This is a genomic window from Ornithinimicrobium cryptoxanthini (assembly GCF_023923205.1).
GTDB lineage: Bacteria > Actinomycetota > Actinomycetes > Actinomycetales > Dermatophilaceae > Ornithinicoccus > Ornithinicoccus cryptoxanthini.
In genome coordinates, this window is the sequence record NZ_CP099490.1 from 1,137,309 (window position 1) to 1,156,259 (window position 18,951).

Annotated in this window: 19 protein-coding genes; 2 read left to right on the top strand and 17 right to left on the bottom strand. The window is 70.3% G+C overall.

Annotated features, from left to right (window positions below; genetic code table 11):
- Positions 1-6: 6 nt before the first annotated feature.
- Positions 7-864, bottom strand: coding sequence for a hypothetical protein (locus NF557_RS05350; RefSeq protein WP_252622361.1), 858 nt, complete (start codon positions 862-864; stop codon positions 7-9).
- A 39-nt stretch (positions 865-903) separates the two neighbouring features.
- A complete protein-coding gene (locus NF557_RS05355; RefSeq protein WP_252622363.1) occupies positions 904-1,824 on the bottom strand; it encodes a LysR family transcriptional regulator in 921 nt (306 codons plus the stop codon).
- A gap of 78 nt (positions 1,825-1,902) precedes the next feature.
- On the opposite strand from NF557_RS05355, the gene NF557_RS05360 reads away from it, so the two are divergent.
- Positions 1,903-2,046: a hypothetical protein gene (locus NF557_RS05360; protein WP_252622365.1), complete on the top strand. Its 144-nt coding sequence runs from the start codon at positions 1,903-1,905 to the stop codon at positions 2,044-2,046.
- A gap of 24 nt (positions 2,047-2,070) precedes the next feature.
- On the opposite strand, the gene NF557_RS05365 is transcribed toward NF557_RS05360, so the two are convergent.
- The 15 genes from NF557_RS05365 to NF557_RS05435 all read right to left on the bottom strand — a co-directional run bounded on the left by NF557_RS05365 (position 2,071) and on the right by NF557_RS05435 (position 16,004).
- The gene (locus tag NF557_RS05365; protein ID WP_252622367.1) at positions 2,071-3,021 is read right to left on the bottom strand and encodes a DMT family transporter; all 951 of its coding nucleotides are present in this window, start codon (positions 3,019-3,021) and stop codon (positions 2,071-2,073) included.
- A gap of 49 nt (positions 3,022-3,070) precedes the next feature.
- Positions 3,071-3,925, bottom strand: a complete 855-nt coding sequence (locus NF557_RS05370) for an alpha/beta fold hydrolase (RefSeq protein ID WP_252622370.1) — start codon at positions 3,923-3,925, stop codon at positions 3,071-3,073.
- An 87-nt stretch (positions 3,926-4,012) separates the two neighbouring features.
- Positions 4,013-4,759 carry an SDR family NAD(P)-dependent oxidoreductase gene (locus NF557_RS05375; protein ID WP_252622372.1) on the bottom strand — a complete coding sequence of 249 codons (747 nt, stop codon included), beginning with the start codon at positions 4,757-4,759 and terminating at the stop codon, positions 4,013-4,015.
- Between the two features lie 119 nt (positions 4,760-4,878).
- Positions 4,879-5,370, bottom strand: coding sequence for a DUF2938 domain-containing protein (locus tag NF557_RS05380; RefSeq protein ID WP_252622373.1), 492 nt, complete (start codon positions 5,368-5,370; stop codon positions 4,879-4,881).
- Positions 5,370-5,825 (bottom strand): hypothetical protein, encoded by a 456-nt coding sequence (locus tag NF557_RS05385; protein ID WP_252622375.1) that lies wholly within the window; start codon positions 5,823-5,825, stop codon positions 5,370-5,372. Before NF557_RS05385 ends, NF557_RS05380 begins: the two co-directional genes overlap by 1 nt.
- On the bottom strand, positions 5,822-6,517 hold the full coding sequence (locus NF557_RS05390; protein ID WP_252622377.1) for a DUF4386 domain-containing protein: 696 nt from the start codon (positions 6,515-6,517) through the stop codon (positions 5,822-5,824). Before NF557_RS05390 ends, NF557_RS05385 begins: the two co-directional genes overlap by 4 nt.
- Before the next feature lie 92 nt (positions 6,518-6,609).
- Complete coding sequence (locus NF557_RS05395) at positions 6,610-6,867, bottom strand: hypothetical protein (RefSeq protein WP_252622379.1); 258 nt, start codon at positions 6,865-6,867, stop codon at positions 6,610-6,612.
- Between the two features lie 74 nt (positions 6,868-6,941).
- On the bottom strand, positions 6,942-9,662 hold the full coding sequence (locus NF557_RS05400; RefSeq protein ID WP_252622381.1) for a winged helix-turn-helix domain-containing protein: 2,721 nt from the start codon (positions 9,660-9,662) through the stop codon (positions 6,942-6,944).
- Between the two features lie 130 nt (positions 9,663-9,792).
- A complete protein-coding gene (locus NF557_RS05405; protein ID WP_252622383.1) occupies positions 9,793-10,263 on the bottom strand; it encodes a DoxX family membrane protein in 471 nt (156 codons plus the stop codon).
- Between the two features lie 104 nt (positions 10,264-10,367).
- The gene (locus NF557_RS05410; protein ID WP_252622385.1) at positions 10,368-11,282 is read right to left on the bottom strand and encodes a hypothetical protein; all 915 of its coding nucleotides are present in this window, start codon (positions 11,280-11,282) and stop codon (positions 10,368-10,370) included.
- Positions 11,283-11,419: 137 nt separating this feature from the next.
- A complete protein-coding gene (locus NF557_RS05415; protein ID WP_252622387.1) occupies positions 11,420-13,000 on the bottom strand; it encodes a hypothetical protein in 1,581 nt (526 codons plus the stop codon).
- Positions 13,001-13,195: 195 nt separating this feature from the next.
- A complete protein-coding gene (locus tag NF557_RS05420) occupies positions 13,196-13,915 on the bottom strand; it encodes a GOLPH3/VPS74 family protein (protein ID WP_252622389.1) in 720 nt (239 codons plus the stop codon).
- Positions 13,912-14,250, bottom strand: a complete 339-nt coding sequence (locus NF557_RS05425; protein ID WP_252622391.1) for a hypothetical protein — start codon at positions 14,248-14,250, stop codon at positions 13,912-13,914. The genes NF557_RS05420 and NF557_RS05425 overlap by 4 nt, the downstream gene beginning before the upstream one ends.
- A 39-nt stretch (positions 14,251-14,289) precedes the next feature.
- Positions 14,290-15,009, bottom strand: a complete 720-nt coding sequence (locus NF557_RS05430) for an ABC transporter permease (protein ID WP_252622393.1) — start codon at positions 15,007-15,009, stop codon at positions 14,290-14,292.
- Positions 15,010-15,047: 38 nt separating this feature from the next.
- A complete protein-coding gene (locus NF557_RS05435; RefSeq protein ID WP_252622395.1) occupies positions 15,048-16,004 on the bottom strand; it encodes an ABC transporter ATP-binding protein in 957 nt (318 codons plus the stop codon).
- A 203-nt stretch (positions 16,005-16,207) separates the two neighbouring features.
- Here NF557_RS05435 and NF557_RS05440 point away from each other — a divergent pair, with 203 nt between their 5' ends.
- Positions 16,208-18,946: an ATP-binding protein gene (locus NF557_RS05440; protein ID WP_252622397.1), complete on the top strand. Its 2,739-nt coding sequence runs from the start codon at positions 16,208-16,210 to the stop codon at positions 18,944-18,946.
- The last annotated feature ends 5 nt before the right edge of the window (positions 18,947-18,951 follow it).

An 18,951-nucleotide genomic window follows, 5' to 3' on the forward strand; every position in this document is an offset into this window, starting at 1 on the left:
GCGCGGTCAGTCCGGGCCCACGTCGTGTCCCTGCTCCCACACCAGCTCCGTCAGGTCGGCACCGAGGGCGCGGGCGAAGTCTGAGATGTCCTGGCCGGTGCGCTCCTGCCAGATGTTGGTCGCGCCGGGGCGCCGCAGCATCGGCTGGTCGGGACGGGGCGGCTCGAGGTAGCCGTCGCGCAGGAGGACGACCTTGTTGCGCCGGGTCGACCCGTCATAACAGGTGATGCGAGTGCGGCTGCCGTCGTCGTCGGGGACGACCCGGACGGTGAGCACCCCCCGATCGAGGAAGTCGCTGAAACTCTCCATCGACCCGCCGCCGAGGACCAGGGCGGCGCTCAGCTCTCGGGGCTTGGCGTTGACGTCCAGCTCGGCTGCCCCAAGCGCCTCCGCCCAGTGGTATTCGTTGCCGAGGTAGTCGTCGACGATGAGCAGCGACGGCACCCGGTCGGCGAGTGCCTTATCGAGTTTCTCGGGGGCGCGGGAGCCGCCAAGGACGCGCAGATCCAGCACCCGCAGGCGGTCATCGATCCAGGTGTCGTGCGCCCTCGTCTCCAGCAGTGCGCGTGGCGGCAGGCCCAGCCCGCCGGCACCGACCGCCAACCAGAGCTCCTCCGTCGTCACGGCGCGCGAGGCGATCACCACCGAGAAGCCCTCGCCGGCAGCCCACGCGGCCATCCGCGCCAGGATCTGCAGCCGCAGGCTCTGCGGACCGTGCACGGCCGTCGTCTCGGCGATCGGGATGCCCTCGGTGACCACGTCGAGCGCAGGCCAGCCGGTGCCGATGCGGGGCCGGGACCGGGTGAACCAGGCGCGCAGCTCAGAGATGCTCGGGACCGGCTCTGGCTCGTGCGGGATCGACATCGACTCAGTGTGGCAGCCGCGTCTGACAGTGACCCTCGTTCACCAGGCCCTGGAGTTTGTGTAGTAGTTCTGCGAGGCGCGCTCGAGCACGTGCTGGTGGAAGAGTCGCGCGGCGGGCAGCATCTGGCGCTCGTCGGACCAGGCGAGCCCGATCTCGCGGACGGCGAGGCGGTCGGCGAGCCGGAGGTAGCGGAGCTGGGCGGGGGAGGCGTCGGTCCTGGAGGTCGGCCCCGGCGGGAGGATGCAGACGCCGAGCCCGGCGGCGACAAACGCCCGCGCGGTGGCGAGGTCCTCGCACGCGAACGCCGGCTGCGGCGTGAAGCCGGCGCGGCTGGCTAGCTCGTCGGTCCGCTCACGCAGCGCCGAGCCCGGCCGGAACAGCACGAACGGCTCGTCCGCTGCGTCCGTCAGGTCGAGCGGTTCGTCGTGGTCGGTGAGCGGGTGTCCGGCGGGCACGGCCAGGAGCAGGGGCTCGACCGCCAACCGCGCCCAGCGGGCCGCCCCGGGGTGCGGTCGCATGGTGGACAGCTCGAGGTCGATGCCGCTCCTGGCCCCGACGCTGGTGTCCGCCGCCTCCGCCTGCGGACTCAGCAGGAAGCGCACCTCCGGGTGGTCGGCGCGGAAGCTGCTGACCAGATCCGGCACCAGCCAGGTGCCGAGCGAGGAGTGGAAGGCCAGCGTCACCGTGCCGGTCTCGGGGTCGACCAGCTGGTGCACGGCGGCCAGGCCGTCGTCCAGTTCGTGGAGCAGCGTGTCCACGTGACGTTTGAAGGCGGCCCCGGCATGCGTCATACGCAGGGTGCGGCCGGAGCGGTGCAGCAGGGCGGTGCCGACCTCCTGCTCCAGCCGCGCCAGCGCCCGGGAAACCCCCGGCTGGGTGGTGCCCTCCACCTCGCTCAGCTCGGTCAGGGTGATGCCGTCGGCCACCTGCTGGAACCACCGCAGATCTCTCGTCTCCATAACACATGACTATCGCGCATGTGTGTGATGATCTGCAATCATTGGACGCATGACCCCAGGTCACGAGAGACTTGAGACATGAAGAAAACGACCCGAACTATGCCTGTGCCCACCGACACCTCTCGCCACCCGAAGTCGCCTGGCGCCTTCCGGAGGTTCGCCGCCAGCCTCGACCTGCACGAGGTGGGGCCGACCGTGCCCTACCGCCACTCCACCCGCTGACTGTCAGCGCACCTTCGAGCTCGACTATCGCGAGAAGCGGTTCTCTGGCTGAGCGCGAGCACCTCGGATCCCGCGCACCGGCCTCGGCCGCGCGTCGACCACCGAGAGGAGGAGCAGCGTGCCGCCGCTCACCAGCGTGACGGTGACCGCCTCGCCCAGCAGCAGCACGGCCAGCACCGTCGCGGTCAGCGGCTCGAGCAGCGCCACCACGGTCGCCACGGCTGGACCGGCGTGCGCCAGGCCGCCGAAATAGAGCGTCCAGGCCAGCGCGGTCGGGAAGATCGCGAAGAACGCCACCAGGGCTAGGTTGCGGGCGGTTGGCTCAAAGGTCAACGGCGCGAACGGCACGGTGCACGCGGCCAGCAGCAACCCACCGAACAGGAACCCGTAGCCGGTCACCATCGGCGCGTCCGTGCCCCGGTGCGGGCGGCCCGCGACCATCGACAGGAACGCGAAGGACGCCCCTGCGCACAGTGCCAGCAGTATGCCGAGCAGCGCCTCCCCGGGATCTGTCCCGGGGGCGGCCGGGCCACCGACCAGCAGCCCCAACCCGGCCACCCCCAGGGCGAGCGGGCGCACCTGGGTGACTGTCGGCATACGGCGTCGTCGCAGGGACTGCACGAGGACGACGATCATCGGGGCCGACCCGATCGTGACCAGCGTGGCGATGCTGACCGAGGCCAGGGCCACGCCCCCGAAGTAGGTCGCCTGGAAGAGTGCCACAAGCACCCCGGTCACGGCGATGCGGCGCAGCGCGTGACGGTCGCGGGGCAGCCACCGGCGCCGGGCGAGCAGGACGAGGACCAGGAGCCCACCGCCCAGGGCGAGGCGGAAGGTGGCAACCGCCGGTGCGCTCAGTCCCGAGCTCTCCGCCAGCGCCGCACCGCTGACGCCGCCGGTGCCCCAGAGCAGGCCGGCGACCACGAGCAGCCCGAAACCGCTGGGGGCAGGGACAGGCTCGGTCCGGGCGGTCACGGGGACAGCGTGGCACGGGCGACTCTGAGGTCGGGCGGCCGGCAACCCGTCACGGCGAGGAGCCCTCCGCGATGAACTCCCGCAGCAGCTGGGCGAAGCGGTCCGGGTCCTCAAGGTGAGGGAAGTGACCGGCGCGCTCGAACACCTCCACCCGGCAGTCGGGGATCGCGCGCTGGGCGCTCAGGGCGTGCCACGCGGGGATGATGCGGTCATGGGTCCCCCACACCACCAGGGTGGGGACCGCGTGGTCGTCGTCCAGGCGGCCGACGGCGGTGATGCTCTGTCCGCCCACGTCGATGACCGCGCGCGTCGTGGCGAGGAATGCGCGCCTGCTCTCGCTGTCGGCGAGGGCGGTGAAGCCGCGCCAGATCGCGTTGATGTCCGAGCCCGGCCGCCAGCCCACCCTGCTCATCCCCTTGCTCAGCGCCATGGCCCGCGAGGTCACGGCCGTCGATGCCGCGATCCGCAGGACCGGGTCGGCACCAGGCAGGGTGGCGGAGCGAAGCAGGGGGTTCACCTCGCGCCCGAGGCCACCGCTGGCGATGAGCACCACGCGGTCCACGCGCTCGGGGAAGAGGTAGTGGAACTGCATCGTGATGCCACCGCCGAGCGAGTGCCCGACGAGCGTGACCCGCTCGATCTCAAGGTGGTCGAGCAGGTCGCGCAGCGTCGCGGCGTGCGCGCCGAGGGAGTAGTCGCCCATCGGCTTGGCCGACTCGCCGTGGCCGAACAGGTCGGGGACGATCACCCGCTGCGTGTCATCGATCTTGTCGATCAGCCGGCGCCACTGCCGCTGGGTGCCCAGGATGCCGTGGATGAAGAGCACCGGGGGGCCGGTCCCGCTGTCGGTGTAGGACAGCTCATGGCCGTGCAGCGCGACCTTCTGCGCAGCGGTGTGCGGCATGCGTCCGTCCTCCAGTTGTCGGTGATGTGCACGCGCCGTGGCGCGCGACACTGTGGCCCCGCCGGACGAAGAGCCCGGCTGGTCAGCTCATCGTGACAGGTAGCCACCGTCGACCGGGATGTAGGCCCCGTTGGTGAAGGACCACGTGTCCGCCGAGACTGCCGCAACGACCTCACCGATCTCGGCCGGCTGCCCGAGACGTCCGACGGGGTGCAGCGCCACCAGGCCGGCGCGTCCCTCATCGTCGAGATTCTTGAGGATGTCGGTCTCGACGAACCCGGGGCCGATCGCAACCGTGCGGATGCCCGCAGAGGCATACTCCAGCGCGGCCTGCCTGGTCAGCCCGACCACCGCGTGCTTGGCGGCGACATACGGGGCGGCGCCCGGGAAGGCCACCTGTCCCAGGATCGAGGCGATGTTGACGATCACACCGCCACCGGTCTCGAGCATCGCCCTGATCTGCGCGCGCATGCCATAGAAGACGCCGTCGAGGTTGATCGCGATGATCCGCCGCCACTCGTCGTCGTCGAACTCCGCCAGGGACAGCGGCGCCGGACCCACGCCAGCGTTGTTGCAGGCCAGGTCGAGCTTGCCGAAGGTCTGCTTCGCGTGGGCGACGAGGGCGTCGTTCTGCTCGGCCGAGCTGGTGTCGCAGTGGAAGTAGGTCGCCTCGCCGCCGGTCTTGGTGATCAGGTCGACCGTCTCCTGGCCGCGGGTGTCGTCGATGTCGGAGACGACCACCTTGGCTCCCGCGCTCGCGTAGGCCAGGGTGACTGCTCGGCCGATGCCGGTGGCGGCGCCTGTGACGAGGGCGACCTTGCCGTCGAGTGTCATCTGAGTGCTCCTTCTGGGGGGGGGTACTGACACTGCAATACTACCGCGCGTAGTAATGCCGTCCGGCGGCGGCCCCCCGCCGAGACCGTGCAGGCCGCCACCGGCGCATCCGTCGTCCGTCAGAGCGACGCGAGAGCAACTGCCGAGGCATACAGACCCAGGCCGTATGCCGTGTGGCTGGCGACGTTCCGCAGCCTGGCGGCCCCGGGTCGGGGTGTCCGCGACGCGGCGATGCCCGCGCCCATGCCGGGCTGCAGGATCAGCCACGGCGCCAGGACGGTGACCCATCCCACGAGCAGTGCCGGCCAGAGCGTGGGGGTGTCGGTCCACTGACGTCCGTGGACGAGGAGGAGCAGGAACGCGAAGGCGACCCCGATCGAATAGTGCCCGACCCACCCCAGTGCCCGCTCACCCGTGACCGGCGTGGCCGAGGCGATGCTCGCGTGGGAGAAGCGGCCGCGGGGGAGGTGACCGATCCAGCGCCCCAGGAGGGCGTAGTCCAGGCCCTTGACGCGAAAGGCACGACGCGCCACCCAGCCCCACACGTCCATCAGGGCGGACCCACCGACGCCGATGAGGGCGCCACGCAGCACCAGGTCGAGGGTGTCCATCACACGCGCCTCCACGGTGTCCCCGACGCCCTGACGTAGTGCCGCCAGACGTGGTCCCAGGGCGTCACAGCGAGGATGATCACAACCAGCCACACGCTGGCCAGCACGCTGCTCAGCTGAGCGTCATGATCGCCCGCGACGAGGTAGGGCAGCCCGACGGCGGCGAGCCAGATCAGCTTCCAGAGCGACTCGAAGACCAGCACGGGCAGCATCGCCATGGGGTGCCTCAGGCCCAGGAGGGCGAGGAGGGACATGGCGGTCAGGAGCGTCGCGACGACGCCCTCGTAGACGGGCAGTGATGCGATGCCACCGTCACGGAAGAAGAGGGGCCACTTGACCAGAGCCAGTCCGACGACCATCAGGAGGTAGCCAACCCGCATGAGGTTCACGCGGTAGGCCGGCAGCGGCGCGTCGGCCTGCGTGGTGACCTGTGTGTCCGCCCGGGTGGTGGTCATGACGTCCGCCCACCCTCCGCGGCGTGCAGGCCGGGCCACGGACTGCCGGGGGCGGCCGGGACCGTGTCGAGGCGGGCCACGGCGTCGGGTCGGAATCCCTTGACCACCAGGTAGACACCGAGCGAGAACTCCCAGGTCGCGATCGGCAGCACGGCCACCAGCGCCAGGACCTCGGCGAGGTCACCAGAGAACCCGAGCAGGGTGGCGGTGTTGTAGGTGAGCAGCGTGGCGGCGCCGACGAAGCCGAGCACGGGAAGGCCCCGGGGGACCAGTCGTGACTGGAAGAGCAGGGAGCCGAGGAGCAGGGCGTTGAGAGTCGGGATGAAGCCCTGACTGACGAGGAAAACCCGGTCGTAGAACGTCGCCAGGGTCTGGCCCATCAGCGCGGCATCGGCACCCGCTCCGTCCTGCCGCAGGCTCACGATCGTCCAGAGGCTCGCCACGCCCACGAAGATGAGCGTTCCCTCCAGGATCCGTGCTCCGACAAAACCCATCGCCCGCGTCTCGCTCTGGCGTCGCACGACGGGGTAGAGCGCGATCGCTGTGCCGATGCAGGCAAGCCCGACGATGAGCTCGAGGGCTCCACCGAGGAAGACGCCGGTGTCCGAGCCGGTGCCGGTCAGGAAGCCGGCTTCCTTCACGGGTCCATAGAGAGCGAGGGTCGGGATCGAGACGAAGGTGAGGAGATACATGGCGCCCGACCACAGGGACGCTCTCCTCATCCGATCGGGCGGCGCTGCCGCCCTCGTCGTGTTCGTGCTGGTCCTGGTGTTCGCGGTGGTGATCATGGCTGGTTGCCCTTCTTGATGGCCTGCGGTGGTGGGACTGGGACAGCTGCGACCGAGACGAGTGGGAGTCCCAGGTCGCGGAGCCTGGCCAGGAGCCCGTGCAGGGCTGCCTGGTCGGCGACGTGGCCGCGCAGGAGCGTGCTGCCGTCGGCCTGTGGCTCGATGGTCATGCCGTCGAACCATGAGGCCCACCGTTGGTCGAGGTGCTGCTGGAGGCGGATCTCGAACCATTCCGGTTCGTGCGCGGTGTTCATGTCTCGCACGCTAGGAGCGGCCCTGGTGAGCCGTCGTCACCACATGTGGTGATCCGGGTGGTGATCTCGCCGGCTCAGCGGCCAGCGCCGCGCGTCAACAGCCCCAGCTGGTGCGCCCTGCTGACAGCCGCGCGACGGTTGGTGACACCGAGTTTGGTGTAGATGTGCCGGGTGTGTGTCCGCACCGTGTTGAGGGACACGAAGAGCTCGCGGGCGATGGCGGGTCCTGCGAGGTCGGAGCCGAGAAGGCGCAGCACGTCGAGCTCGCGGTCACTCAGCGGGTCCGGCAGCGCTGCGACAGACTCCGTCGCAGCGCGTGCTGGGAGCAGGTCACCCGCCCGACGTGCCAGCAGGTGCTGCACGAATGATGGGTCAGACCGGCGGGAGGCCAGCGCGCCCAGCAGCTCGCCCATGCCAGGACCTGAGTCGAGGAACAACCGGACCCAGCCCTGCGGCTCCGCCAGGTCCACCGCGTGCCCGAGCGCGTCCAGTGCCAGCTTCTCGGCTCCCGCCGCGTGGTGCGCCAGGGCACGCAGGGCCTCGAGCTCGATCAGCGCGCCACCGCGAGCGCCGGCCCGCGCCGCGACCAGCAGCCGGTCTAGCAGCGCCGCCGCCTCGTGCAGCGACCGGCCCGCACCGGTGGCGTGGTGCTCCGCGAGCAGGACCCGGGCCAGCGTGACGTGCTCGTACTCGTGCAGGTAGCTCAGCTCGTCAGACGTCCCGATCCCGTGCTCACGGGCCCAGGCGCGCGCACCGGCGACATCGCCAGAGGTGGCCAGCACTCGAGCCCGGGTGGCGTGGATGGGGTGGACGGGTGGCGCGAAGTCCCCGACATAGACCCGCTCTGCGTCGTCGAGGAGCTCCAGGGCGGCACGCCAGTCGCGCTCCGCCGCGCGGAGCCGCGCCATGGCCACGCGCCACCGGTAGGGGTTCTGCGGTAGGCCGGCCGACTCGCCGAGACCCTCGGCCTCGCGCAGCAACCGCGCGGCCGCGGGCAGGTCGCCGCGGTGCCAGGCCGTGCGGCTCAGGGCGACGAGCATGTCGGCCGTGCCCCGCAGGGTCGGGCCGCTCCCGCTGTGGCGCCGCGCGAGATCCAGGGCCCCGCGCAGGGTCCGGTCGGCGTCGAGCAGCCGCCCGAGCGCGAGCTCCATGTCCGCGATGGTCAGCGAGCAGCCGAGCACGTCGGTGAGGTAACCGGCAGGTTCGAGACCACGCGCGCACACGACATACGACTCGTGCGCCGCGAGGATGTCGCCGGTCGCCCAGAAGGCGAGACCCGCCAGCCCCGACGCCGACGCCACCGTCAGGTCGTCACCGGGCGGGGCGGTGGCGATGGCGCGGCCCGCCGAGCTGATGGCGGCGGCCGAGTCGCCCGCTGCGACCGCCAGGCCGGCGCGGTAGAGCTCGACGCGAGCCGGCACGGAGCGACGTTCGGCAGGGTCCACGACGACCAGCTCCGCCTCCGGCCTGGCCAGCATCTGCTCCACCTGCCTCAGCCGGTCCTCGACGCCCGCGAGGTCGTTGCTGGCCATGAGGCCGCCCACCAGGCCCAGGGCAAGCACCGGCCGGTTGCCCAGCACCTCGCCGGGCAGCGCATCGGCCCAGCGGCGTATGACGTCCTCTCGCCGGGTGCGCTGCAGGTCCGGCAACGCCCTCTCGACGAGGTCGGCCGCCTGCGCGGAGTCACCCGCGGCGAGGGCATGCCGCACCGCGTCCTCGACGGCACCCGACTCGGCGAACCAGCGGCTCGCGCGGCGGTGGAGCTCGGCCACGTCGCTGGGGCGTTCGCGGTGCAGGTGGGCGCGCAGCACGTCGGCGAACAGGTGGTGGTAGCGGTACCACCGGCGGTGCTCGTCCAACCGGACCAGGAAGAGGTTCTCGCGGTCCAGCCGCTCGAGCATCGTGTGGGCGCGGCCAGGCTCGCCGATGAGCGCCTCGCACAGTGGTGCGCTCAGCCGCTCGAGGACCGAGGTGTCGAGCAGGAAGCGGCGGACGTCGTCGGGCTGCCGCCCCAGGACCTCGTCGGCGAGGTAGTCGACGACGAACCGGTCGTCGCCCGTGAACCGGTCGATGAACTGCGACACGTCGCCCCGCTCCCGCAGCGAGAGCATCGCGAGCTGGAGCGCGGCGACCCAGCCCTCGGTGCGGGTCTCGAGTGCCGACACGGCGTGGGCGGGCAGCCCGAGGTCGTGGAGGTCGTTGAGGTAGGCCGCGACCTCGTCGGTGTCGAACCGCAGGTCCGCGGCTCGGATCTCGGCGAGCTCACCGCGCGCCCGCAGGCGGGACAGCGGCAGCGCCGGGTCGGCCCGCGTGGTCAGGACCAGGTGGAGCTGTGGTGGCAGGTGGTCGACGAGGAAGGTCATCGCTCGGGCGACGTCGGGGCTGTCGGCCAGGTGGTAGTCGTCCAGGGCCAGGGTGAGTTCACCGTCATACACGCTCAGCTCGTTCACGACCCCGGTGAGCACGGTCTCGACCGGCTCGCGACTGGACGTCGCCAGGGTCAGGGCGGCACTCATGGAGCCCGGCACGACCTGCTCGAGAGCGGTGAGGGCGTAGGGCAGGAACCGGCTCAGGTCGCGGTCGCTGCCGTCGAGGGACACCCACGCGACCGGCCGATGGATGCCGCGGAGCCAGGTCTCGACGACGGTCGTCTTGCCGAACCCCGCAGGGGCCGAGACCAGCGTGACCGGACTCTGGGTGGCCCGGTCGAGCACCTCGGCGAGGCGCGTCCGGGGGACGACATCGGGGCGCAGCCGAGGACGGAGCAGCTTGGTCGCGAGCAGCGCGGTGTCCATGCGTGCCTCTCCGTGTCACCACGCCGCCCCGGTGCAGCGCTAAGGACCATGGTGCCACCGTGGGTGGGTCGGAGTGAGGCAGGCGTTGCGGGTGGTGCGGTCGGACTGCGGGGTCGTCGGGGCCCTCGCGTCAGCTGGTGAAGGGGGCGACCTCGCGGATCTTCTTGCCGGTAGCCTGTGCCTTCTTCTTCGCTGCCCAGCCGATGCCCTGGGTGAGCAGAGTCAGCCCGGCACCGACGAGCCAGACATCCTTGGCCAGCCCGGTGCCCTCCGGGCTCGGACGGATGCCGTCGGCCTGGGTCATGGCAGGGTTGGTGAAGTACGTCCCCATCAGGCTCGCACCGAAACCGGTCAGTGCCGCGCCGGCCACGGTCGCGGGCACCATCGGGACAAGCAGGACGACGCCCACGCCGATCTCGCCATAGGCCAGGAGCGTGGCAAACGTCTTGGGCTCCATGTCCTTGAAGACGGCCGGGTAGGTGCCGGCGGCGGCGCCGTGCAGGAAGGTGGCGGTGTCCTCGTCGGCGCCGAGCTTGCTGAGGCCGGAGTTGAGGATGAACGCACCGGTCGCGAGACGCAGCGGCAGGTGGGTCGGGTGCATGAGGGACTCCTCGGTTGGTGACGAACACTGCCCCTGCAGCGTATGCCCGCTCCGCGGTTGATGCCGGGTGAGGAGGCATCGGGCCTGAGGCGCCAGGCATCTGTCTATCGCTGGACCGTGTCGTCCGGTCCCTCGTCCGGCCCGTCGTCCACCGTGTCGGCGGACTGCCCCGAGCCGCTCGACTGCTGGCCCTGGTGCGGATCCGCCTGCCTCGCCTGGGAGAACAGGAGCCACGCGCCGATCAGCTCGAACACGCCGACCCCCAGGAACAGCCAGGTGAGCACCGCGCTCTCGCCGGCGGAGAGGCGCATCAGGCCGATCGCGGTGAAGATCACCCCGAGGAGGACGTAGAACCAGCCCCGACGCCGCAGGGCCGCGGGGTTGCGTCGCTGCTCCAGGAGCTGCTGACGGCGCTCCTGGATGAGCCGGGCGCGCTCCGCCCGAGGATCCAGGGGGCCGTCCTGGTCCCCGTCGTCCACGACCTGGCCCTCGAGCGCGGAGGCGGTCGCTGCGTCGGTGGGCCTCATCTCCCCGTCGATGTGGCTGGGGGCCTCCTCCGCCCAGAGGTCGTCCTGGTCGGGGACCCGGGACAGCGACGCCTGACCGGCCTCGTCGTCAAAGCTGCCGTCGAAGGTGGACCCCACCTGCGGGTCGTAGGCCTCGTAGCCGGTCTCGGCGGCGACGATCTCCACCGCCTGACGGACTAGGTCGTGCACCGCAGCCCCCGGCCCGCCGTAGGGCGCGGAGACCAAGGCAGACCGGTCGTAGAGGTCCACCCGCAGTCTGCTGTCCTTCGTCTGGAGCTCGCCGAGGACATCCCCGTCGAGCTCCTCGGCGACCCAGGTCCGCACCGGCTCGGTGAGCTGCTCGCGCAGGCGGGCCTCGATGCGGCGGAACCTGGCGACACCCTGGTTGAGGGTGGCCAGGTCCATCTCCGGGCCGTCGACCTCGTCGGCTTCGAGGACCTCGACCCAGTCCTGCCCGGGCGTGCGTGGATAGAGGAGGATCTCATAACTCATGACCGCATCCTGTCAAGCATTTGCGTCGGCACCGTGATCACCACGGTGCCGACCTTCCGACCGGCCACCGGCCCCACCGCCGAAGCCGCTCGGGGCAGGCACAGGCTCGGTCCGGGCGGTCACGAGGCCATCGTGGCCTACGGCGTAGCCAGGACGATCCGCGGTTTGGTCTCGCGTGATCCGACGAGGATGCCTCCGCTCGACTTGTCGGGTTTTGAGATCCCGGTCTTCTGATACTTGATCTGGGTCCTCACTCCAGCGCCCATGCTGTTCCCCTCGTGGTCCTGGAGCGCCCACTCGACGGAGCCGCCAAAGACGGTGATGCGGTGGTCCGGGCCCAGCTTCAAATCATCGATGCCGTCCGCGCCGGCGTGCACGACGCGCACCAAGAGTGCGAGGGTGCCGGGCGTGCTCAGGAGGGCTCCGAAGCAGGCCTTGTCGAACAGCCGCTCGCCCGCACTGTCCGCAGCCCCCAGTGACTCGATGAACTCAAGCCCTGCAGCGTGGACCGCGTCGAGGTCGCTGACCCGCTGGTCCGTCTGCGCCTTCTCCTGGCTGACTGTTGCCTCTTCGTCTGCAAGCTGTGCCGCCTCGTTGTCCAGGGCCTGGACCTGCTCGAGGAGCTCTGCTGCGCCCATCTCGCCAGTCCCGCTGGCGATCGCCTCGAGGACTGTCTCGATGCGTTTCTTGACGACGGCGAGAGCCTGGCTGAAGCGCTTGGTCTGCTTGCTGTCCGGCTCGCCCCCGGCAATCGCCTCCTCGAGCGAGTCGACCAGATCGAGGTCCTCGGACAGGCCGGCGGAGCTCGCGGACTTGCCGACCTTGTCCTTCCAGGCGGTGTGCAGCTCATCGGCTCGCGTGCGCAACTGAGCTCGGCGTGCTGAAAGTTGGTCAACTTTGGCCTTCGCGACGGCAGCATCGCCGTGTGCACCGACTCGCCTCCTCGCGAGTCGCCCGTCGAGGACGAGAGCGAGCTGCAGAGTGCGAGCTTCTAGATCGGCATCGCGCGCTGGCTGAAGTCGGCGAACGAGGACCCGCGTCTCGGGGCGTGCGGCGACGCGGGAGAGCAGAGACCCGGCGGCGTGCAGGTCAACCCCTGCGGCGTTGGTGCTGGTGTAGGAGGAGGTGACGTATTGATGGGCGAACAGGCGGGTGGCCATGGTGATCGCCCCAGGAAGGGCGCCGAGCGCTGCGGTGATCGCCGGCGCGACAATGTTGTGTTGGTCGGGAGCGCCCGGGACGGCCGCTGTGTCGGGACAGAGGCTGCTGATGGCGCTGTGCAAGCGCATCAGGCGGGCATCCACATCGCGATAGGCGGCCACGTCGTCCCTGTGGCTGGGTGTGGTGGTGACGAAGAAGGTGGCTGGAGGCGGCGAACCGCCAGTAGCCAGCGATGCGTTCACCGCCTCCATCACGTCGTCCGCGATGTCGTCCACCACGTTGAAGAGCGCACCCTGGATGAGGCACTCGGCCACCGCTGACGTCTGCTCAGAAGCTGTCAATGTGTCCTTTTCGACGGTGACGGTGCTGAAGTCCGGAAGCATCCCGTTGACTAGTTTGGCGCGCTCGGCCTGGTCGACGAGTCCGAGCCGGGCTTCCTCTTTTTCCACCTTGGCGAGTTCGAGCTTCAGCCTCGCCGCGATCAGAGTGGGGTCATCATCGACTCCGGGACTCTTTGGCTTCTCGCCGGAGGGTTCTTCGGTTTTTGTTGTGCTCACGGGACGACTCCGTTCGTATGCCGGACCGCACCTTGTCGACAACTTCCCGAAGGACGATCTGGCTCACTCGCATTCAGGTGGCGGGGCCGTGGGTCGGAGGCTTTCCCGACCGAGACTTCAGACCGAACAGTTCACTCAGGAGCAGACTATGACCGAACGTTGTTGCTGGCAATGGGTTCTTTCTCTGCTCGGCGCTCATCTGGTGGTCGCCGCCACCGCTGCCGCCACGGCGGTCGCGGTGCGGGTCACTGCGGTCGCGACCGCGTCGGGACCCCAGCTGCCGCTCGTGAGCTCCTGGGCCCGGGCCACCGTCGTCGAGGTCCAGGGCAGCGCTGGACGCAGCGACGGCATGGCCCCGCTGGCAAACAGCAGTCCGATGGTCGCCGCGGTGCGAGCATCGGGGGCCGCGCCGTCCTCCAGCACCTGGCGGATCCTCTCCCGCAGCTGGGCCTCGTGCGAGTCCCCGGTCGCCGGCCACCTCGTGGTGCGGAAGATGCCGAGGACTCGGGACTCTTCACGCCGGACCAGACCGCGGCCTGCGAGCCGGTCGAACATCACGGACCCCAGATCAGCGCCGATGGCGATGAGCAGGGGCTGGACCCGCTGGGTCTTGGCCGCGACGATGTCATAGGCCGACTGAAGAAGAGGGTCGGGCAGCGGGCCTTCTCCGGCAGGAGTGACGCGCGGACCGTTCAGGACTCCGCTGTCGTCGACCTCGACCCGACCGAGCAGGGCGAGCTCGGTCAGCACTGCGCCGCCGAGGGTGTAGTAGAGCGTCCCCGCGGCCTGGACGGAGCCACCGTCGTCGTCCAGCAGGAGCAACATGAGGTCGTCCGCGATGAGAACGTCGTCTCGCCCCGGGCTCGCTCCTCCCTCGGGTCGCTCGACGGCATGCCCGTCTGACTGGCGGTTCATGCTGCGTAGGCCGCGACGGGGGCGCTGGAGGTCGCCACGTTCCAGCTGCTGGTCACTGCCTCCTGGCCGATCCGCCGACCAAGGGTGTCGTCGAGGCTGTAGAAGTCGGTGAAGAACTGTGTGAACCAGGCAAACCGGTCGGCCCTGGCGGCCACCTCGATCTGGTCGAAGACCGCCTGCGGGACACCCTCGGGATTGTCGTCCCGGGCGACGAGATAGGGCTCCAGAGAGGTGAGGAACGCCAGACCAGTGACCCGTTGGTGACCGTAGCCGTGGTCCTCGTAGTAGAGCTCGATCGGGGTGCCGTTCTCGGTCCCGACGGTGGTGTGTCCCATGATTGTGTCCTTGGTGAGTTGAGTTGAGGGTGCTGGCGCTCAGCGCCGTGGTTCCCAGCGGAACAGCCGGGCGGCCAGTGCCACGGCGACCACGACCCAGACGAGGGTGGGGAGCAGCAGCATCAGCGAGTCGGAGGTGAGGGCGCCACCGTTCCAGGCCTGGATGACCAGCTCGGTCGCCGAGCCTCCGGGGAGTGCTCGCTTGACCACGGTGAGGCTCTCGGTGCCGGTGATGCCGACCCAGGTAGCCACGGCGATGGTGCCCAGGCTGACGGGGAGCGTGGTGATCTGGGCACGCTCGGAGGAGCTCGTCAGCCCAGCTGTCGCCAGACCCAGGGCAAGCATCATGACGAAGGTGGCGACGATCGCCAGTGCCAGCAGCGGGATGTTGGCCGGCGCGCCGCTGACGACGGCGAAGGCGACCAGGATGAGACCGACCTGAGTCATGGAGATCACGGTGACCGGCAGCACCAGCCCCGTGAGGATGGCGGGGTCGGAGGCTGCCGTCGAGCGCAACCGCTTGAGGAAAAGGTTCTGCCGGCGGGCGGCCAGGGTGGTGACTACGGTGGTGTAGAGGCTGAACGCCGCGATGGTCAGGACGAGCACGGCCGCGAGGTAGCCGAGGCTGGTGAACCTCTCGAGCACGTCTCGGTAGTAGATGAAGAAGGCCGCTGCGGCCAGGGGCATGAAGAAGCTGGTGACGAGCGTGCTGCGGTCGCGGAGGATCTGGGTCAGCTCGCTGTGAGCGATGGTGAACATGTCGGGGTCCTTGTCGGGGTATGACGCGTGGTTGAGGTTTAGGAGCGCGCCGGGTCGGTGTCGATGGCGCGGAAGACGTCGTCCAGGCGGGTGGGGGCGGCGGTCAGGTCGATCAGCTCGACGTCGCGGTCCGCGGCCCAGCCGAGCAGGCCGGTGAGGTCGCGCTGCAGCTCGAAGGTCTCGATCTGGAAGCGACCGTCGACATCTCTGGTGGCCGGCACAGGTGGCGTCGGTGTGCCGGGCGGCAGCGTGAACTGGATCGACGCGGGCAGGGTGCGGGTCAGGTCGGCCACCGTGCCCTGGTGGCGGAAGACGCCCTGGTGCATCACGCCGACGCGGTCGGCCCGTTGCTGGGCCTCTTCCAGGTAGTGGGTGGTCAGGACGATGGTGGACCCGTCCTCCCGGAGCTTCTCGACGGCTGCCCACAGCGCGTCCCGGGACTGGATGTCCAGCCCGGTGGTGGGCTCGTCCAGGATGATGAGCTCGGGCCGCCCATAGATCGCGGTGGCGAAGTCAAGACGTCGCTTCTCGCCGCCGGACAGCTGCGACACACGGGTGCCGGCCTTGCGGGTCAGGTCCACGACGCCGAGGATCCGTGCGACGGTGTCGGACCGACCGCTGAGCCGGCCGATGAGCCGGATCGACTCAGCGACGGTCAGGTCGGCGGCAAAGCCGCTCTCCTGGAGCATGATGCCCATCCGTGGACGCACGGCGGCCCGGTCGGTCGGGCTGTGGCCGAAGACGCGGACCCTGCCCGACGATGCTCTGCGGTGACCCTCGATCACCTCCAACGCCGAGGTCTTGCCCGCCCCGTTGGTGCCGAGCAGGGCATAGAGTTCTCCGCGCTGCACCTGGAACGAGAGGCCCTTCACGGCCGTGAAGTCGCCGTAGGCCACGTCGAGCGACTCGACCTCGATGACCGGTCCGAAGCGACCGGCCTCGTGGGGCAGCCCCCGGTCCCGTGTGGCGACCGCCAGATCTGTGTGTTGTTCCATGCTGAAACCTCCGCTTTCGTGGTGGGTGTCTCCCACCCATCCAGGCTCGCGACAACGGGGGCTCGTTCGCGTCGGTGAAGACCCCTGATCGCGCGTCGGCCCCCCGCCCGTCCACACGGTGAGGACCGTTGCTTCGCGCGTTCGCATCGGTGACAATGACCTAGTCTGGTGCGGACCCCCCGACCTGGACTCGGACGGAGACTGTGGCAGGCATCGTCGGCCGTCGCGCCGAGCGCGAGGCGATCGAGCACCTGCTCGCCCAGGCAGAGCTGGGGCGCAGTGGGGTTCTCGTGCTGCGCGGGGAAGCAGGGATCGGCAAGACCGAGCTGCTGGAGCATGCTCGCACCACTGCTACCGAGTCAGGCTTCCGGGTCGAGACCACGGTCGGCATGGAGTCCGAGGCTCAGTTCGCGTTCGCCGGCGTGCACCAGCTGTGTGCCCCGCTGCTCGGGCGCATCGGTGTCCTGCCCGACCCGCAGCAGACCGCCCTCGGTGTCGCGTTCGGACAACGAGCCGGTCCTGCTCCGGACCCGTTCCTGGTCGGGTTGGCGACGCTCAACCTGCTGGCCGAGGCCGCGGACGAGTCGCCGCTGCTGTGCCTCTTTGACGACGCGCAGTGGCTGGACCAGGCGTCGGCGCAGGTGCTGGCGTTCGTGGCTCGTCGGGTGGGCGCGGAGCACCTGGCGATGGTGTTTGCCCTCCGCGAGTCGACCGACCGGGGTGGTGAGCTCTTCACCGGCCTGCCCGAGGTGCGCCTGGCCGGCCTGGACGACGCTGAGGCCCACGCGCTGCTGGCCGCGGTGGTCCGCGGTCCGCTGGATGACCAGGTGCGCGATCGGATCCTCGCCGAGGCGCGCGGCAATCCGCTGGCACTGCTCGAGCTGCCTCGCAGCGGACAGGCAGAGCAGCTGGCCGGCGGCTTCCAGCTGCCCGGCGCCCTGGCTGTCCCGCATCGCATCGAGGACGCGTTCCGGCAGCGCTCGGCGACCTTGCCGGCCCAGACCCAGTCGTTGCTGCTGGTGGCCGCTGCCGACCCGACCGGCGACGTGGCGTTGCTCTGGCGCGCTGCCGAGCACCTGGGGATCGCCCCTGAGGCGGCCGCACCCGCTGAGTCCGCGGGCTTGTTGGAGATCAACAGCAGAGTGCGCTTCCGACATCCACTGGTGCGCTCGGCGATCTATCAGGCGGCCGCGTCGCCGGAGCACCGCCGCACTCACGGGGCTCTGGCCGCAGCCACAGATCCTGGCCTTGACCCCGAGCGGCGGGCCTGGCACCGCGCACAGGCCGTGCTGGGGACCGACGCGGAGGCCGCCGCCGAGCTGGAGCAGATGGCTGACCGGGCACGAGACCGTGGTGGGCTGGCCGCCGCGGCCGCGTTCCTGCAGCGCGCGGCCGAGCTGTCTCCTGACCCTGCCTCCCGCGCGCGACGCGCATTGGAGGGAGCGCACGCGATGCACGCGGCCGGTGCCACCGATGCGGCGACGGCGCTGCTGGCCGTCGCGGGGACTGGGCCGTTGGACAGCGTCCAGCGCGCCCAGCTGCAACTGCTGCGCGCCCAGATCGCCTTTCACCTGACGCGTGAGAGCAATGCACCGAGCATGCTCCTGGAGGCGGCTCAGATGCTGGCGCCCTTGGACGCTGCCCTGTCCCGCGAGACTTATCTGCATGCTCTGGACGCGGCGGTCCTCAATGGTCACGATGCGGTCCGCATCGCCGGAGCGGTCCGATCAGCGCCCCCGGCAGAGACGCCGGAGCGAGTGGTGGACCTGCTTCTCGAGGGCCTGGCGACGGCGTTGACACAGGGATACGCGGCGGGCGCGCCAGCACTTCAGCACGCCCTCAGGTCCACTGGTGACACCCTCTGCGCGGACACGGGCGAGGAGCGCGACAACGAGGACTGGCTGTGGCTGGCCGGCCGCACCGCGATAGCGCTCTTCGACGACGAGCTGGTCTATGCGATAGCCAACCGCAACGTCCGACGGGCTCGCGAAACGGGCGCTCTCGCAGTCCTCCCCGCTGCCCTGAACCTGTTGGCCATCACCTCGGTGCTCATGGGCAAGCTCGGCAGAGCGGGTGAGCTCGCCGCCGAGGCAACCGCGATCACGCAGGACACCGGCGGCGTGCACCTGCCACACGCGCACGTGATCCTGGCAGCCTGGCGAGGTGACCAGGAGACGACTGCCGCACACCTCGACGCCACCGCCGCTGATGCCGCCTATCCCGATGGCAGCGCGGACGCGGCCCAGGCTCTGTATGCGCAGGCGGTCCTGCACAACGGGTTGGGCAACTATGCCGACGCCCAGGAGGCAGCTGCGCGCGCGTGCGACGCCTCCGAGCTGGCGCTCAGCAGTTCCAGCCTTCCCGAGCTCGTCGAGGCCAGCGTCCGGCTCGGCGACGTGGACCAGGCCACGTCCGCGCTTGAGCAGTTCACCTCTCGGACCCGCGCCAGCGGCACCCAGTGGGCTCTCGGGCTTGAGGCCTACGCACGAGGGCTGACGAGCACCGGGTCCGCCGCTGAAGAGCAATATCGGGAGGCGATCGCACGCCTCAGCGACTGCCGGATGGCCCCGTATGCCGCCCGCGCCCACCTCGCCTTCGGGGAGTGGCTGCGCCGCGAACGTCGCCGTCAGGACGCCCGCGAGCAGCTCCGCACGGCCCACGAGCTGCTGATGGAGATGGGCGTGGAGGCGTTCGCAGCACGCGCCGCCCGCGAGCTGCGCGCCACGGGCGAGCATCCGCGCAAGCGGACCGCCCAGCCGACCGACGCACTCACCGCACACGAACTGCACATCGCGCGGTTGGTCGCGACGGGGGCCACCTCCCGCGAGGTCGGCACCCAGCTCTTCCTCAGCCCTCGGACCATCGAGGCCCATCTGCGCAGCATCTTCGCCAAGCTCGGCATCAGCTCGCGCCGGCAGCTCAGTGAGATGCAGTTGTCCTGATCGCG